Consider the following 17,252-nt stretch of genomic DNA (forward strand, 5'->3'; position numbering starts at 1 on the left):
CAAATAAAAAAATATCCCAGAATTTCTTGTGGTGCAGTCCGCACAGCCTGCTAATAATACCAGGACGGGCAGGATGCCCATCCCACAATATTGGATAATTTATTTTTTGGAGTTCTCTAAGATTGTACTAACTAACATGAATTAATGGAACTAATCAATGTCAAAATCAAGAGTAGGACTACAAGGATATTAAAATTACTATGTCAGAAACAAAGCAATCCATAGCTCAACATTATCACGACCGGACTAAGTATCACGCAGAAACCCTGGCTTCTAAAAGTCATAATTTAGACTGGAACAAACAACCAGTACCGTTCAAAGAGTATAAAATTGGCTCTGATATTGACCTCAAACCCTATCTCAAAGAAACAGCAGAAACTGTTGCCAATAACCAAGATGCCAAATGGTGGTGGAGACTTTCTCAGCTATTATTTCACAGTTATGGACTAACGGCAAAAATGCCTTCTATGGGTAGTGCTGTATACCTACGATCTGCTCCAAGTGCCGGGGGGTTATATCCGGCTGAAGTATATTTAGTTTCTCGTGGTACGCCATTATTACCACCGGGACTCTATAACTATCAATGTCGAACTCATTCTTTAATGCACTTTTGGGAAAGTGATGTTTGGCAAACTTTACAAGCTGCTTGTTTTTGGCATCCTTCCCTAGAAAGTACCCAATTAGCTATTATTACCACTGCGGTTTTTTATCGTTCTGTTTGGCGTTATGAAAATAGGGCTTATCGGCGAATTTTTCTCGATACTGGGCATCTTTTAAGTAATATTGAATTAGCTGCTAATATTGCTGATTATCGCGCTCATTTAATTGGCGGTTTTGTAGATGAAGCTGTTAATGATTTACTTTATATTGATCATGAACAAGAAGGAACAACGGCTGTTTTAGCTTTGGCAGATTTGTTGGATGTAAACCAAAATTTACCACTAGGAAGCACTGCTTTACCTTCTACGACTGAAACCAATTATCCATCTATTCCTGATGGTGAATTGCTGAAATATTTTCATCTAAATACCCAAATTCCAGCTAGTAGCAGTGGTAAGTTAAATTTACCATCTGTGCAACCAGAAAAGTCTTTAGAAGATAAATATAATTTTCCTTTTTGTGAGAAAGTTCCAACTCGGACTACACCAATTTTTTGGGGGGAAAATTTAGTAGATTTATCAAATACTATCTATAAACGCCGTTCTACTCGTGCTTATAGTGGTGATAATTTAAGTTTTAATGAACTTAAAGCTTTGCTTGATTTTACTTATCAACCGCAAAATTATCTTGACCAAAATTTAGATCCTCATCCTGATTATTTTGACTTGAATTTAATAGAAACATTTATTGCTGTTTCTGGAGTGCAAGGATTAGATGCAGGATGTTATTATTACGCCCCTAAAGCCCAAGAATTACGGCAAATTCGCTTTAAAAATTTCCGTCGAGAGTTACATTTTCTGTGTTTAGGACAGGAATTAGGGAGAGATGCAGGTGCAGTAGTATTTCATACCGCTGATTTAAAAAATGCGATCGCTCAATATGGAGATCGTGTTTACCGTTATTTACATCTAGATGCGGGAATTTTAGGACAAAGACTAAATTTAGCAGCCATTCGGCTGAATTTAGGTGTTAGTGGTATCGCTGGCTTTTTTGATGATCAAGTAAATGAAGTATTGGGTATTCCTAGTGATGAAGCAGTTATTTACATTACGACATTAGGAAAATCCAGGTAAAAGCGGAATAAATAAGATCCCCCACTTCTTAAAGAAGTCGGGGATCTGCGGAGGGGATCTGCGTGTTCAATTAGGCTTCTGGTTCAATACCCAGGGATCTTAATTGGGCAATTAAACGATCATTTTTCTGACGTTCTCGTTCAGCATTCTGACGTTCTAATTCTGCCCTTTGCATTTCTAATTCTGCCCTTTGATATTCTTGTTCTGCCCTTTCTTCACCACTTAATAACAAATTACCTGCCAAATCCCACAAACGCAGCCAAGGTAATTCCATATTTTGATACTCACCTTGCCAAATTCCTAACTCAATTCCTAAAGCTAGAATAGGGTAATGTCCGCGTTCATTTGCTGGTAATAATTGATATTTTCCTTCAATCAAATGATAAATTTCTATACTGGCTTTATTAACTTCATAAATACCATAAAAAGCCGGACGAATCACCTGTTCATATACCCAAAACTTACCCGTCCAAGGAGTTTTATCACGTTCTTCTGCACCACTACCAGAAACAAATTCTAAAACAATTAATGGAGCAATAAATTCTTGCCAAAGCACATAAGAACGGCGAATTTCTCCATTCAAGCTTGGTGGTACGTTGGGAACATAAAACCAATCAGGAGCTTCTGCGCCACGTTCTGGAGGGTCAGTCATCCGCCAGTATATACCACTATCTTGACCTATGCAATATTGCCCGTCTGGATGGCGTTTTTGCAATACTGGTTTAATAGATTCTGTTATTAAGATACTTTGAGGATGTTCTTGAAAATTTTTCACAAATGTACCATCAGACTCTGGAAGTTGAGTATGGTCTGGAAAGGGAGTTAGCGTGGTGGGGTCAGTGGTAAATATCATAAGACCTCGCGGTATGCGGGAAACTCAGTCCCTTTAGGGCTGACAGGGTTGCGACACGGGCGGTAATAAAGGCTTTGAATCTTAAATTTTAGTCAGGTTTTTTGATTGGAAACCTGAAAAACCAACTCCCATTTCTGGGGTGATGTTAGCTTCGACTGCGTTATAAGAGCTTGTTATACTTGCAACACTGTTTCAGTGACCTTAAAACTGTTTAATTGCAAATGACAGAGCAGGGAACTAGCTTCGCATTCCGGGGTGTCGTGACTCAAATAACGGCTACCTATTTCTAGGTGGTCTGGTCAGTACAGCTTGTTTGATTTCTCTTGCAAGCTCAGTCCCTTTAGGGCTGGGTTACTGACATACCCTCGCTCTTATGTTTGGGGTCAAGAAGATTATACACCAATTTTCAATTATTATTTAAACCTCTGATTCTAAATCTAAACTGTAGATTTTTTCCCTGATAAATTATGTTATACCTATTGTGCCTACTTATTTAAACTAAGAATGATGCTCTTACCTAATAATGAACGTCAACGTAGGAAATTACTTAACCAATATCAAATTTTAAACACGCCACAGGAAACTGTATTTGATGAAATTGCTCAATTAGCCGCAGATATTTTTAATACACCAATTGCTTTAATTACTTTAGTTGATGAAAAAAGAGAATGGTTTAAGTCAAAAATTGGGGTGAATATATCAGAAGTTCCTCGTAATTTAGCTTTTGGTAGTTCTATTATTTTAGAAAGAGAAATCCTGATCATTCCCGATATTTTACAAGATGAAAGATTTGTTAATCATCCTCTTCTTATTTTCCATCCCCATTGCCGATTTTATGCAGGAGTTCCTCTGATTAATGCTCATGGTTTTGCTCTAGGATGTTTGTGTATTATGGATACAATGCCGCGAACTTTGAATATCACGCAAGCAAAAGCTTTAAAAGGTTTGGGCAAACAAGTAATCAGACTCTTGGATTTACACCAGCATAAATTTCTAGAAAATAGCCAATGGAATTATCATCTTCTCTTTACTTAGTTGTGATCATATAGCCAAATTAGCTACTTTTAAGATTCAAGATCAAGGAATTGGGATTCCTGAAAATGATCAAAACAAGATTTTTAATTCCTTCTATCGGGCTTCTAATGTTGAATTAATTCAAGGTAATGGTCTGGATTTAGTAATTGTGAAAAGATGCGTTGATGCCCATGGAGTACAAATTAATATGGTAAGTAAAATCAATGTTGGTACTACATTTACAATTACTTTACCATTACACAGCAGGATGTAGGGGTAGCGCCCCCGTGCCTACCCCGTATTGAGGGCAACCACAGGGGGTTTGCCCCTACGGATTACACCATTAACCACGGGTTTAAGCCCCCGTGCCTACCCCGTATTGAGGGCAACCACAGGGGGTTTGCCCCTACGGATTACACCATTAACCACGGGTTTAAGCCCCCGTGCCTACCCCGTATTGAGGGCAACCACAGGGGGTTTGCCCCTACGGATTTTCAATTATCTTGACGGATTACACCATTAACCACGGGTTTAAGTTCTCCATTGGAAAATGGATCTGTACCACCTGTCCAGTTAAAATCACTAATACGAATACTAAAGCCGCCTAATTGTAGCACAGGATTATAACGCAAGGTAATACCATAGGTACGACGGCTGTATTCCATAATATAATCCGTACTTGTGCTTTTACCTGTATCTAAATTTACGGACGTTTGCAAACCTAACCGCAATGGGCCATAAAGTTGCTGAGAAAGACCTGCATTCAGAACTTTGTTATCAACTGAACGATCAAAGAGAAAGGGTGATAAACCGCTATTAGTTCCTTGAGAATAGGTGAGATTAAAGGCGGTATAATCTAAGTAAGGGCGAGAAAAATTGCCAATCTGTCCGATTAAGCCGATAGTACCAGCCAACGTGCTTTGGTTGTCGCTGCTACTATAATAGCTAGTAGTTCCCGTGATACCTGCGATCGCTTGCAAATATGGTACAACAGGATTAGAGGTATATTTTAATCCTTCAGTGGCTGTAGCTGGCAATGGTTTTCCTTGCCACAAATTAATACCACTACTCAAGGCCACACTCCCTTGTAAACGACTCAGAGAAATGCGATCATTTTTTCGTCCTGGTGAGAGTAAATCCTGACGGTCTGTGTTTGCATCTATATATTGAGCGCCGCCTTGATAACTAAGATTAATACCGCTCTTACCTAAAGGAATAATTGGAGAAGTGATGATGCCACCGATACTACTCTGTACTGTTTGATACCCAAGGCTACCATTATACAAGCGATCGCGGTAACTAGATTCTAAACTCAATGTATAAGGATTTACATTACCCAATATTTGGCGTAACCGCAAACTTCCGCGCAAACTATCTTCCACCTGATTAAAATCAAAGCTAGTTAACTCTCCCGCACCTTCCAAAACAGTTTTCGCACCCAAAACAGCATTTAGCTTAGTCTTCGCACCAAATAAACTAGCTACATTTCCGCCATTCTTCAACGCCCTTTGCACATAAAACTGGGGTGTAATCGTCCAGCGTTTCTGATTAGTATTAATCGGTTCAAAACTGCGTTCTACATAAACACCACCCAGTTTACCATTATCAAAACCAGGAGAGACAATAGTAGGATTTACTTGGCGTGGCCGACGATCTATTGTCCGACTATTAACAGGAATTCGGACAACAACTTTTTGATCGAAAACCAGTTTTTGCTGCTGGGTAGTAATCCGGTCTATCAACGGTGCTTCTCGTGTCACAGTCACTTTATCCGCCCTGACTTCTAATTCAGGAGGTGAAAAAGGATCATTCGTAATTCTCACATCTTGCGCTTGAAAACCGCGCGGATAAAATTCAATCCGTTGGGCTTCAAAACGTAACCGTTTAAGCATTCCTCCAGATTTAGGTGTAGCCACATTTCGCGCATCTGATTGACCACTAACACTAAATTGGATTCCCCCTGGACTGTTCACACCTGTCACAGGTTGATTAGCGCGAATTCGATTACTTAAAGGCTGGCTAGGTACACCCCCCGCTGTAATATCTGTAGGGAGCGGTGGCGAAAAAGCAAAATCTGTTCCGGCACTGGGGATATAAAGTTCACCTTTACCGTTTTCTAAATCCCCATTATCTTGAATAAAATTATAGGTAAAACGTTGTCCTTGGAGTACCTGATTACCTCTAGTTAAAGCCACATTACCTGCCCCCACCGCAATCAAATTATCCAAATTGATTTGCAGGGTATCGGCATCAATCACCGCTCCATCAAATCTAACTACGACATTACCATCAGCAGTGACAATTCGCCTTTGCTCATCATACTCCTGGCGATCGGCAATTACCTCCACAACTCTGCCTTTTCCCACGGGAATTTTCTCTGCTTCTGGAAGTTGGGGTGATGGCGGAAATTCTATAGTAGTAGGTGTTGAATCTTGATTTTCGGGATTCCGCAGTTTGAATTCAATAATATTTTGTACTGGTGCTACATCAGGTTTTTTTTCCCCAATAGACAGATGAAATTTCCCCCCTGATTCCTGTAAATGCACATTACTAGGCTGCGCTGGGGGAGTTGATGTTTCTGCTAAAAATGGCGATTGATCAGGAAATAATTGATTTTTATGACTAACTTCATCATTGATTGGGCTGATACTTGATTGATATTTATTATCTTGATTCTTACCGACAATTATCAATTTTCGTCCATCAGTTTTAACCTTGACAGCAGCAGCAGCAGCGAGATTGAGATGATCAACAGGTTTTAAATCTTTAAGACTTGGAGGTAGCTGAGGCGGTAATACTGGATGAAACATATTTTCAAGCTGACCAAAAAGCAAAAAATAGCCGGAAGGTTAAATCATATATTAGCCTGTTTCTACCTTCCAGCCACTAAGAGTGATTTGTAGAAATTTATTCTAAATCCCGACGACCAGGGTTACGGGCTGGGTCATTGGACAACAACCCGAAGATGAAAATGCTGACAAACAAGCCTACAACAATATAAACAGCGATTTTTAAACTCAACATAGAACTAACTCCCAAAAATTTGTCAAATAGTCAATACAGGATGTACTTTCTGCGATGCAGAACAGATATCTAGTTTATTTTACCTGGATCTTGTCCGTTTGGCGAGAGAACATGGTGTTGTCCATAATATCGTGGGCATTGCTTACAAGATTACTCGGTAAGCGTAAAGCTCAGTCACAAAGCGTGCTGAGATATAAGCGACACGGGAGAAAATATTTAGCCTAACTCGTTGAATAGTAACAGTAGGTGTGATATAGTTTTAAAAATTCCAGAATTTAAGTATAACTAAACAACGTAAAAACTTAACTAATTTGGTTGAGTGCGTAGTCATACCTAACAGTATTGCAGTTTAGGAAAGCTAAATTTGGTGAAAAATGAAATACAAAAATCGAGTACGGTAGGGCATACCGGAATTAACGCTTTAGGAGAATCGACCTCTGTTTTTGTTGGAGTAATCCAGCAATTGTAAGTTGGCTCATTGATTAAAGAATCTCAGTGTCTTTAGACCTGAGAGTGTCAACCTACGGATATTTCACATAGAGGACTCCACAAAAAAGATGAATTGCTTGCAGCAGCACTAGTTCCCTCCGGGACGCTCTCGCGTTCGCTATCCAATCTTGTGGGATGGGCATCCTGCCCGTCCTGATATTATTAGCAGGGCCAGATGCCTACACCACAAGAAATTTTGGGATATTTTTTTATTTGGAAGTCTCATAAGCTAATCAGCATTTAAGTTGCATAAGCTGGGCGATCATGTTGCCCACCCCACAAGAGTTATGTTTAATTCGATTATGCAAATTAGATGTTTTTTAGCTTATCAAATATTAGTGCTAGATCATTGGTAACAAGTTACGTTTGCAACTCGGCATTTGATCACTTTTGCCGGGACACCTACCGCAATAGAGTAGGGGGGAATATTTTTACTGACCACTGCACCTGCACCAATAATGCTACCTTCACCAATGGTAACTCCATCTAATACAGTAACTCCATGCCCTAACCAGCAATTATTTTCAATAATAATTCCCTCACGGGTAATACCTTGCTCTCTTATAGGTAATAACAAATCTGGAAACAGATGATTGTTAGCATAGATTCCAGAATGAGATGCTATCATGCAGTTTTCACCAATGCGAATATCTCCAGGACCAGCAATACACACACCAGGAGCTATGTAAGTATTTTCACCAATATATATAGAAGTATTTTCCATACATCCGATATCTACATTTCGCTCAATTGTGACTTGATTACTAATATACATTCTATTGTTTTGATGTCCTTTGGCATCTAAGCGGACACCTTTAAAGATATTAACTCCGTTGCCAATTTCGATAAATGAACTTCCAGTTATATCCACTCCATGTTGAATGAAAACTTCATTACCCATGCGGCTAAAAATATTTTTGTATCCCAATCTTCTTAGCTGTGGTCCCATAGAAATTGTTGGTAAATCTCCTAATAGAGTAGTTATTAATAGTTCTTGGAATCTTTGGATCTTTGCAGAATATTGTTGGTTAGTCATGGTACATCTCTCGTAAATAAATTATTTTTGGTCAAGCTGGAGATAAGGAAGATCAACAATGATTTTCCTCGATACTAGAAGTGAGTAAATTTATCCCTAAAAATCCAAAAATATCTACAAAATTCCCGATTATGGCAAATATCTAAATATGCCTACAGTTGTAAATTGTTTACTCAATTCCTGAAAAACATAGTTGTTAACAGTTTTAAAATGATGCCCAGCTAAATTATTTCACCTAATACCATTCCTGGATGAAGATACGCTTTATTCTTAAATACAGCACTTCCCGGTGTTATGAGGTATAAGAACCCCACCCCCAACCCCCTCGCCGCAAGCGATGAGAGGGCTAAGATGTACCTCATAAAAACAAAAACCGCTGTAAGAGGGGAACTAGAGTCAAAGTCCCCTTTTCTAAGGGGGATTTAGGGGGATCTCAAGATTTTGGATACATCACCAAGGGCTTTATGGCTAACGCCACGCAAGCTATCAAACATCCTCTAATATCAGTGCATAGCAGTAGTTAATCTTTAACGAGGAGATTGATTTGGTAAACATATCAACTTTTACTGGATCGGGAAAGTTGAGACAGTTGGTAATGTAACTAGGAATAAAGAAATGTTCATGCAGATAAATTACCAGCAGATTTTCGCCATATTTTGATCACAAATGGCGTTAAATAGTTGTGTTTCAACAACAATAAATCTCCGTAGGTATTTGTAGTGCTAGAATCACCTTTCTCGCGTTACAATTTAATCGTTATTCAATTGGGATAATTATTTTTAAACAAAAGCTACTAAGGTGGAGTATCTCCCACGTCTGCCATAATGTTAAAGTTCACCATTGGTGCAAACAAAAAAGCACTACCGCGACTACTATGGCGGCTTTCTTGTAAATAACTTGTAGAGTATATTGCTCTAATCATGTTGCACACAAATGATTTATAGGCTCACTAAATTACATTTTCAATTACAGAATTGTTGGTTAAGAACAATTGCTATTAAGCATAACATATTTTTGATGGAGTGAACAAGTTTTATCAAAAAAAATTGGCGTAAACAAATACATAATTGGGTGATTTTATGTAACCTCAATTACTTGTTATCGGTATAAATCTTTTATTGACTTTTGACTCTAAAATCATTAGACATCTCCAGAAATTAAATATGCATATCCTAGAACCCTTGTAGAGACATTCCATGGGTAGGGATTCTCGGCTCTATATTCTTTTGTGGAGATGTCCATTTATCAATCTCCCAATTTAATTTTTCCCTGCCGTTTTCCTGAAGTGTCGGGTATGGAAAACAGAGAATGATAGTTTTGGGCGACTAGAAGTCGCTACTACACAAGCAAAGTCCACCTGGGTGGACTAATGAAAAATCAAGGTTTTCTAACCCACGAAGGTGGGTTTTGTCTGTATAGCTGCGACTTCTAGTCGCCAGGCGAAGTAATAAATTAGATTTTTGGCTAAATTCAATCACTTGTGTATACACCGTAGGCTCATTATTGAATATAATTTTAAGCTAGTTCTTCCTTATCAATTTTATCATAACAAATCTAAAATCAATTGTCAACCCCCCGCATACCTATTTTCGCCGGGACAAATCAAAAAGTTATCAATTCTTCATAAAGTCATGAAAACTTCATAAATAGAGAATAAAGAGTTGGCAAGATTAGGTAAAACAGTCAACAATAACTGTAGTTAGGGCAGTTACCGGGTAGCAGAATAATTTATTCTTTATTAAATTTCCATCTTCCTTTTCCCCGTTCCCTGCTATGACTAAATTTAAAGTTTTGGTAAATTATTTTAGTATACTATGCAGCCAATTCGCACCTTTAACGTATCTCCTTCGCTACCGTCCAGACTAGAACCTTTACGGAAACTGGCGTATAATCTCCATTTTGATTGGAATGTGGAGAGTAAAGACCTATTTCGGCGTTTAGATCCCGATTTATGGGAATCAACCCATCATAATCCAGTGTTAATGCTGGGAACTATCAGCCAAAGCCGACTCTTAGAAGTTGTGGAAGATGAAGGTTTTTTAGCACAACTAGATCGAGCAGCGCGGCAATTAGAAGATTATTTGCAAGAGCGCACTTGGTATAAGAAACAAAGAAATCAGCAACCAAAAGAATGTTACGCTTATTTTTCCGCTGAATTTGGGTTAGTAGATTGCCTACCTGTCTATTCCGGTGGTTTGGGTGTCCTCGCAGGAGATCACCTCAAATCCGCTAGTGATCTGGGATTACCTCTGGTAGGGGTAGGATTGCTGTATCAACAAGGGTACTTCGCTCAGTATCTTAATGCTGATGGTTGGCAGCAGGAACGCTACCTGATTAATGATTTCTATAATATGCCCTTGCATTTGGAACGCAATCCTGATGGTACAGAACTACAGATTGCGGTAGATTATCCCGGACGCAAGGTATATGCAAGAGTTTGGCGTGTTCAGGTGGGAACAGTACCCCTGTATATGCTTGATACTAATATCGAGCCTAACAAGGCTTATGACCATGATATCACCGATCAATTGTATGGTGGTGATATAGATATGCGTATCCACCAGGAAATCATGCTGGGGATAGGTGGGGTGCAAATGCTCAAAGCCTTGGGTTATGAGGTGACAGCTTACCACATGAATGAAGGTCATGCGGCTTTCTCGGCTTTAGAACGCATTCGCACTCTCATTCAGGAAAAAGGACTAAGTTACAGACAAGCTAAACAGGTAGTAGGTTCTAGTAATATCTTCACTACTCATACTCCAGTTCCGGCGGGGATTGACTTATTTTCCCCTGACAAGATTTTGCATTATCTGGGTTACTATGCAGATATCTTTGGTTTGCCTAAAGAGCAGTTTTTAGGGTTGGGACGAGAAAATACTGGTGATTTGTCTGCGCCTTTTAGTATGGCAATATTAGCCCTAAAGATGGCGACATTCTCCAATGGTGTGGCACAGTTGCATGGTGTAGTTTCCCGGGAAATGTTCCAAGGTTTGTGGCAAAAAGTTCCTGTGGCAGAAGTGCCAATTGCGGCGATTACTAATGGTGTTCATGCTCGTAGTTGTGTGAGTAAATCTACGCAAGAGTTATACGATCGCTATCTTGGTCCAAACTGGTCATCAGCACCACCAGAAAACCAATTATGGGAACGCATGGATGCAATTCCTGATGAGGAGTTATGGCGCAATCATGAACGTTGTCGGTTGGATATGGTGTTATATGTGCGAGAACATTTAGTTAAACATTTGCGCGATCGCGGTGCTTCTGCTTCCGATATTGCCCAAGCGCAGGAAGTGCTTGATCCTAACGTTCTCACTATTGGTTTTGCTCGTCGGTTTGCTACCTACAAACGCGCTACTTTATGGATGCGTGATTTGGACAGAATCAAACGGATTTTACTCAGTAATAAGCACCGCAAAGTTCAGTTTGTGATTGCTGGTAAGGCACACCCCAAAGATATCCCTGGGAAAGAATTAATTCGGGATATTAACCACTTTATCCGCGAACAACATTTAGAAAAACAGGTGGTGTTTGTCCCTAACTACGATATTCACATTGCCCGTTTAATGGTAGCAGGTTGTGATATTTGGTTAAATACTCCCCGTCGTCCTCGTGAAGCTTCGGGGACAAGTGGGATGAAAGCGGCTATGAATGGTTTACCAAACCTCAGTGTCCTTGATGGTTGGTGGGATGAGGCTGATTATGTCCGCACTGGTTGGGCTATCGGACATGGTGAGAATTACGAAGATCCTAACTATCAAGATGAGATAGAAGCTAACGCCCTTTATGAATTGTTAGAGAAGGAAGTTGTCCCCCTGTTCTATGATCACCGTGATGAGGATGGTTTACCTCGTCCTTGGGTAGCAAAAATGAAAGATGCAATTCGGTTGAATTGTCCTTTCTTTAATACAGCCCGCATGGTGCGAGAATATGCAGTGAGAGCTTATTTCCCGGCAAGCGATCGCTATCATACCCTGACTGTTGATAATTATGCCCCAGCCAAGGAATTAGCCGCTTGGAGAGCAAAATTAGGTGAACACTGGTTTAACATCAGAATCAAAGATATTGACGTATCCGCAGCATCAGATATTGAAGTTAATCAAACTGTAGCGGTGAAAGCTAAGGTTGATTTAGCAACTTTAAGTAATGATGATGTACAGGTAGAACTATATCAAGGTTCTATTGATGCCAATGGTGATATTGTCAACGCTGTACCTGTGGTAATGGATTATCAAGGGCAAGAGGCAGAAGGTGCAAGTATTTATACTGCAAATATCACTTACACTACTTCTGGTTTGCAAGGTTTATCTTTGCGTGTCTTACCCCGAAATCAATACCTTTCTAGTCCTTATGAACCCAGATTAATCGCTTGGGCTGAGTAGACATCTCCGAATAATGAATAATAATGTAGAGAGGTTCCATGGAACCTCTCTACATCAGTTATATATTTTTGGCATTAATGAAACAGGAGTTAGTGGCAGAATATGATTGAGGGAAGATTTGGTCTTTTTGAGAACTTTGTATTCTAGTTTTAAACAGCTTTGAGTAACCGATTCAAAATCACCTTACCTTTAGGATTAGCTACTTGAACACGAATAAATTTAGGATCACTTGGTTTCCAAATAACCTGATATTTCATACCATTATTATTCCAAGTGTATACTTGACGCTGTTTATTACCGGAAGCAACCGCACCAGATAAATTAATATTAGAATTACTTTTACGGTTCTCTCCATAATAGGAATAAGAATTATTGCTAAAAGCTAAAGTCACTGTCCAATCTTTATCACTAAATTCACCCGCTGGATAATTAAACTTTTGTACAGCCATAGCTGAATGAGGAATAGCAATATCAATAATTGCAGGTGTAGAAATTCCTAAAATTGCCGATAAAATGATCTCTTTGTATTTCATAATTCTCTTCTTTGCGAACCTAATATTATTTGGTCGTGTGTTTAGTAATCAGCAAAATCATTTTGATTATGCAGTAGTTTTTTCTTTGGAAGAAATTCTGGAATTAAATAACTTGGGAAAGAACAAGCCAGAATTTTGTTTGTATTCCTCAAACTCAGGATATCGAGATAAAGATTTATCTTTTTTCAGCATATTGGGAACAAATATCATGGCTATAAATAACCCCTGAATCACGAAAGGTAGCCAATGTTGCGTTAACATAGAAAAACCCAGATAAATCAACACTTCTCCTAAGTAATTAGGATTACGACATTTAGCAAAGAAACCTTCTGTAATTAATCCAGTTTTATACTTGAGTGTATAATACTTTTGGGCATCACTAGTAAAATGTAAAAACACACCGACAATATTCACAACAATAGCAGCAGCTACTAAGGGTAAAGGGGGAACAGTCCCACTACTAATAAGAATAAATAGTGCTACCCAGTACAAGCCTAGGAGAACAAAAGTAATAATTCCTTGGGAAGTGGGAATTTCTTGCTCCCATTGCTTATCTGGAAATATGCTATCTTTTATTAGCCAAAGAAAACCATAAGTACCATGAAGACACAGGTAAACCCAAGCTCCAATGGTGAAATTATGGTATAAAAACATTAATCCCAACACGATAGCGAATGTTAGGGCTTTGTGAAAATTAATGGAATATTTTATTTTCATATACTGGTTCTTCTTGAAAGGGTTGAAAGTTAGGGAAAGAAATAGAGAGATAGTCCACTTTTATCTACCTCTCTGATATTATTATTTTTTCGCAATTATCCACACTGCGTGAACAATACCAGGGATATAACCAAAGAAGGTCAAAATTAGATTAATCCAAAAGTCTTTACCAATACCAACTTGCAGAAATACTCCTAAAGGTGGAAGAAAAATTGCGGCTATAATTCTGACTATATCCATGTCCATGTTGTTGTCCTCCTATTAATATTCAACCTTTCTAGAATTAACATCACATAATCGGGTGACGATTCCTGAAAATATTCGAGAAATTGCACAATTCAACCACCGCTGATTTTGGCTTTGTAACCCGATTTTACCAAAATCTCTAAAATCTTCTGTTTGTGGTCTCCCTGAACTTCAATTTCGTTCTCTTTGACAGTCCCTCCTGTACCGCATTGGGCTTTTAACTGTTTCAATAAAGTCTCTAGGGTTTCTAGTTTAGTTTGAAACCCAGTAATAACCGTGACAGTTTTCCCTTTGCGTCCAGCGCGAGTAGCTTGAATTCGCACATTTTGCTGATTGGGGGGTAAGTCTTGGATTCCGCGTTCTACAGCGCGTTCCATTGCGGGTGAACTACCGTTACCAAATTCTTGGTAGACAAAGCCTTTGTCAGATTTGGGATTAGCCATAATATTTAATGCAGGAAAAATAGACTTTCATAATTTTAGTTTAGCTATTGTCTATTTTAGCCTAAGCGGTGGCAATCGGATATATAATTGCTCCATGATAGAGTATAATCGTTTGTTTAAATAAATAAGCTGCTATACGGTCTATAATCACAAGGTTAAAAAAATATGAATAAAAACAATAGCATAAAAATAGAATCAATAAATGATGAATCTCCTTATTTACAGGCTGTAATAGATTTATGGAGTCCTAACCGTTCAAGGCTTGGATTATTTCCTAAAGATGCTTTTATAGAACGTGCTATCAAGCGTCAAATACTTGTAGCTATTGAAGCAGAATCCAAATGTATTGGTTATTTACTATATCGTAATTCCTATGATCGAATTACAATTGTTCATCTTTGTATAGATCCCTCATATAAAAAACAAGGTATTAGCGATTTATTGGTTGATGAACTCAAAAAAATTACTAAAGAAAGATATAGCGGTATTGGGTTAAGCTGTCGTCATGATTATGGACTGCAATCTATGTGGTCAAGGCTAAATTTTGTTGCTCAATATGAAAAACCAGGTAATAGTAAAGCTCGAAAAGAACTTGTATATTGGTGGTTCGATCATGGACATACTAATCTGTTATCCTCAATTTTTACCCAAAAACTAGAATCAAAACTTTGTGCCGTAATTGATAGACATATTTTTTTACTTTTGTGTCAAAATGAAAATAAAGAAAATGAAGCAGCAAAATTACTTTTAAGCGATTGGCTTAAGTCAGAATTAGAATTATGTATAACTGGTCAAATCAATAATTATATTATTTCAATTAGTGATAGCAAAGAAAGAAATAATCTATTAAAACTATCTCAAAACTTTACGTCTTTACCACCATGCAACAATCATAGCTTAGAAATGATAAAAGAAAAATTAAAGGAGTTTTTTATAAATAAAAAAGTATTTATAGATGATATTGATGTACCTCATTTAGCCAGAGCCATAGCATCAGATTCTCATGTTTTTATAACCAATGAACAGGATTTATTAGAAATTGCAGATGAAATATATCAAAATTTCAGACTTTCTATATTAACTCCTAATGAACTCATACGACAACTAGATGAACTGCGTAATAAACCTGATTATCAGCCTGTACGCTTGTCAGGAACTTCGTTAGAAAAAATACCAATTAAAAAAGGACAGGAAGAATTATTAACTAAACATTTTGTGTGTGATAGTCAGCAAGAAAATATATCTACATTTCGACAAAACTTAAGAAGATTTATTTCGCAAACAGATAAATTTGAGTGTTATATAGTTGCAGAGCAAGAAGAATTACCTATTGCTTTATTTGTTTATAGTAAAAATAACAATAATGAATTAGAAATCCCACTTTTAAGAGTAAGTAACAACCCTCTATCAGCTACATTAGCAAGACATATAATTTTTAAATCAATATTACTTTCTGCTAATGAAAATCGACAATTTACTAGAATTACTGATCCATATTTAGAAGAAGCAGTAATTAAAGCTATTCAGGAAGATAACTTTATTCGAGTTAATAATGGATGGTTAAAGATAAATTTAGCAGTTGCGGAAACTGCATCAGAGTTATCGGTACGCTTTAATGATATAGGTTCTTGTTTAAGTCAAGAATATAACTTTTGTATGAAAATTGCTGAAAGTCTTAATTCAGAATCCTTAATTAAGGATATTAAAGCATCAGCAGATTTTGAAAAATTCCTTTTTCCAGCAAAAATTCTTGATTCTGAAATAAATAATTTTATTATTCCTATTCAACCTAGATGGGCGCAGGATTTATTTGATGAATATTTAGCTCAACAAATATTACTATTAGGACAAAAAAAAGAACTTGCATTTAACCGTGAAGCTGTATACTATAAATCTGCCACAAATTCAGGAGGATTAAATGCTCCTGGTAGAATTCTCTGGTATGTAAGTGAAGATAAGTACAATTCATACTGTGGAATAAGTTCTATTAGAGCTTGCTCATTTATTGATGAAGTCATCATTGGTAAGCCTAAAGAGCTTTATCAACGTTTTCAAAGATTAGGAGTGTATAAGTTAGATGATATTATGAAGATACCTCAAGATAAAAATGGTGATATAATAGCAATTCGTTTTAGCAATACAGAGTTATTTAAATATCCTGTTCCATTAAAAAAAGTTCAAGCGGTATTAAATAAAAAATCAACTTTTCAGTCGGCTTGTAAAATCCAAAATTCTCATTTCCCAACGTTATATAATTTAGGTGTTTTAAATATAAAGTGAAAAATAAGATGATTATGTTTGAGAATATATTAATGTTATCAATTAAACCTAAATATGCAGCAATGATTTTGTCTGGAGAGAAAAAAGTAGAACTACGTCGTGTTCGTACTCGCTTAAAACATGGTGATTTGGTTTTAGTATATGTTTCATCTCCTATCAAGGCTTTAGTTGCTACATTTCAGGTAGATAACATTGTTCAAAGTGAAATTAAAGCAATACCAAAAGACCTAAATGATTTTTGGACTAGTATTGAAAATATAGCTGGAATTAGTTGTAATGAATATAAAACATATTACAATAATGCTTCAACAATTGTTGCTATTTTTATTAAAAATCTAAAAGAGCTACATAATCCGATAGAACTGGAAACTCTGAGAGCCAAAATTCCCAGATTTCAACCGCCACAAAGTTATCGTTATTTAAAACATAGTGAAATTCAATTATTTGAGTCTTTAATTCAAGATATCTCTGTAATCTCTTCTACCAAGAAATAATATTTGACAAT

14 protein-coding genes are annotated in these 17,252 nt (G+C 37.4%); 6 read left to right on the forward strand and 8 right to left on the reverse strand.

The features are described from left to right. The first annotated feature begins 200 nt into the window (after positions 1-200). Positions 201-1,733, forward strand: coding sequence for a SagB/ThcOx family dehydrogenase (locus tag EZY12_07760; GenBank protein ID QSX69495.1), 1,533 nt, complete (start codon positions 201-203; stop codon positions 1,731-1,733). 70 nt (positions 1,734-1,803) lie between these two features. Here the strand turns inward: EZY12_07760 and EZY12_07765 are convergent, their stop codons facing one another. Continuing rightward, the gene (locus EZY12_07765) at positions 1,804-2,586 is read right to left on the reverse strand and encodes a Uma2 family endonuclease (protein ID QSX69496.1); all 783 of its coding nucleotides are present in this window, start codon (positions 2,584-2,586) and stop codon (positions 1,804-1,806) included. A 504-nt stretch (positions 2,587-3,090) separates the two neighbouring features. Here EZY12_07765 and EZY12_07770 point away from each other — a divergent pair. Then, the gene (locus EZY12_07770; protein QSX69497.1) at positions 3,091-3,621 is read left to right on the forward strand and encodes a GAF domain-containing protein; all 531 of its coding nucleotides are present in this window, start codon (positions 3,091-3,093) and stop codon (positions 3,619-3,621) included. Continuing rightward, positions 3,587-3,874, forward strand: coding sequence for an ATP-binding protein (locus tag EZY12_07775; protein ID QSX70569.1), 288 nt, complete (start codon positions 3,587-3,589; stop codon positions 3,872-3,874). The genes EZY12_07770 and EZY12_07775 overlap by 35 nt, the downstream gene beginning before the upstream one ends. A gap of 220 nt (positions 3,875-4,094) precedes the next feature. On the opposite strand, the gene EZY12_07780 is transcribed toward EZY12_07775, so the two are convergent. The 3 genes from EZY12_07780 to EZY12_07790 all read right to left on the reverse strand — a co-directional run bounded on the left by EZY12_07780 (position 4,095) and on the right by EZY12_07790 (position 8,149). After that, positions 4,095-6,410: a DUF3769 domain-containing protein gene (locus tag EZY12_07780; GenBank protein QSX69498.1), complete on the reverse strand. Its 2,316-nt coding sequence runs from the start codon at positions 6,408-6,410 to the stop codon at positions 4,095-4,097. 97 nt (positions 6,411-6,507) lie between these two features. Then, positions 6,508-6,624 carry a photosystem II reaction center protein I gene (locus tag EZY12_07785; GenBank protein QSX69499.1) on the reverse strand — a complete coding sequence of 39 codons (117 nt, stop codon included), beginning with the start codon at positions 6,622-6,624 and terminating at the stop codon, positions 6,508-6,510. Between the two features lie 835 nt (positions 6,625-7,459). Further along, positions 7,460-8,149: an acyltransferase gene (locus EZY12_07790; protein QSX69500.1), complete on the reverse strand. Its 690-nt coding sequence runs from the start codon at positions 8,147-8,149 to the stop codon at positions 7,460-7,462. Positions 8,150-9,963: 1,814 nt separating this feature from the next. Here EZY12_07790 and glgP point away from each other — a divergent pair. Then, on the forward strand, positions 9,964-12,528 hold the full coding sequence (gene glgP, locus EZY12_07795) for an alpha-glucan family phosphorylase (protein ID QSX69501.1): 2,565 nt from the start codon (positions 9,964-9,966) through the stop codon (positions 12,526-12,528). A 149-nt stretch (positions 12,529-12,677) separates the two neighbouring features. Here the strand turns inward: glgP and EZY12_07800 are convergent, their stop codons facing one another. From EZY12_07800 to EZY12_07815, 4 genes are all read right to left on the reverse strand, one after another. Next, positions 12,678-13,061 carry a hypothetical protein gene (locus tag EZY12_07800; GenBank protein ID QSX69502.1) on the reverse strand — a complete coding sequence of 128 codons (384 nt, stop codon included), beginning with the start codon at positions 13,059-13,061 and terminating at the stop codon, positions 12,678-12,680. A gap of 66 nt (positions 13,062-13,127) precedes the next feature. Then, positions 13,128-13,778, reverse strand: coding sequence for a DUF1295 domain-containing protein (locus EZY12_07805; protein ID QSX69503.1), 651 nt, complete (start codon positions 13,776-13,778; stop codon positions 13,128-13,130). A gap of 81 nt (positions 13,779-13,859) precedes the next feature. Further along, positions 13,860-14,018, reverse strand: coding sequence for a YqaE/Pmp3 family membrane protein (locus tag EZY12_07810; GenBank protein QSX70570.1), 159 nt, complete (start codon positions 14,016-14,018; stop codon positions 13,860-13,862). Positions 14,019-14,116: 98 nt separating this feature from the next. Continuing rightward, on the reverse strand, positions 14,117-14,467 hold the full coding sequence (locus tag EZY12_07815) for a translation initiation factor (GenBank protein QSX69504.1): 351 nt from the start codon (positions 14,465-14,467) through the stop codon (positions 14,117-14,119). A gap of 165 nt (positions 14,468-14,632) precedes the next feature. Between EZY12_07815 and EZY12_07820 the strand changes: the two genes are divergently transcribed. Next, the gene (locus EZY12_07820) at positions 14,633-16,747 is read left to right on the forward strand and encodes a GNAT family N-acetyltransferase (GenBank protein QSX69505.1); all 2,115 of its coding nucleotides are present in this window, start codon (positions 14,633-14,635) and stop codon (positions 16,745-16,747) included. Between the two features lie 8 nt (positions 16,748-16,755). Continuing rightward, positions 16,756-17,241 carry an ASCH domain-containing protein gene (locus EZY12_07825; GenBank protein ID QSX69506.1) on the forward strand — a complete coding sequence of 162 codons (486 nt, stop codon included), beginning with the start codon at positions 16,756-16,758 and terminating at the stop codon, positions 17,239-17,241. Positions 17,242-17,252: the final 11 nt, after the last annotated feature.

Origin of the sequence: Dolichospermum sp. DET69 (genome assembly GCA_017355425.1) — a bacterium.
GTDB lineage: Bacteria > Cyanobacteriota > Cyanobacteriia > Cyanobacteriales > Nostocaceae > Dolichospermum.

Coding starts and splice junctions, on each gene's coding strand:
- EZY12_07760 (QSX69495.1), top strand. CDS start 201: ATGTCAGAAACAAAGCAATCCATAGCTCAACATTATCACGACCGGACT.
- EZY12_07765 (QSX69496.1), bottom strand. CDS start 2,586: ATGATATTTACCACTGACCCCACCACGCTAACTCCCTTTCCAGACCAT.
- EZY12_07770 (QSX69497.1), top strand. CDS start 3,091: ATGATGCTCTTACCTAATAATGAACGTCAACGTAGGAAATTACTTAAC.
- EZY12_07780 (QSX69498.1), bottom strand. CDS start 6,410: ATGTTTCATCCAGTATTACCGCCTCAGCTACCTCCAAGTCTTAAAGAT.
- EZY12_07785 (QSX69499.1), bottom strand. CDS start 6,624: ATGTTGAGTTTAAAAATCGCTGTTTATATTGTTGTAGGCTTGTTTGTC.
- EZY12_07790 (QSX69500.1), bottom strand. CDS start 8,149: ATGACTAACCAACAATATTCTGCAAAGATCCAAAGATTCCAAGAACTA.
- glgP (QSX69501.1), top strand. CDS start 9,964: ATGCAGCCAATTCGCACCTTTAACGTATCTCCTTCGCTACCGTCCAGA.
- EZY12_07800 (QSX69502.1), bottom strand. CDS start 13,061: ATGAAATACAAAGAGATCATTTTATCGGCAATTTTAGGAATTTCTACA.
- EZY12_07805 (QSX69503.1), bottom strand. CDS start 13,778: ATGAAAATAAAATATTCCATTAATTTTCACAAAGCCCTAACATTCGCT.
- EZY12_07810 (QSX70570.1), bottom strand. CDS start 14,018: ATGGATATAGTCAGAATTATAGCCGCAATTTTTCTTCCACCTTTAGGA.
- EZY12_07815 (QSX69504.1), bottom strand. CDS start 14,467: ATGGCTAATCCCAAATCTGACAAAGGCTTTGTCTACCAAGAATTTGGT.
- EZY12_07820 (QSX69505.1), top strand. CDS start 14,633: ATGAATAAAAACAATAGCATAAAAATAGAATCAATAAATGATGAATCT.
- EZY12_07825 (QSX69506.1), top strand. CDS start 16,756: ATGATTATGTTTGAGAATATATTAATGTTATCAATTAAACCTAAATAT.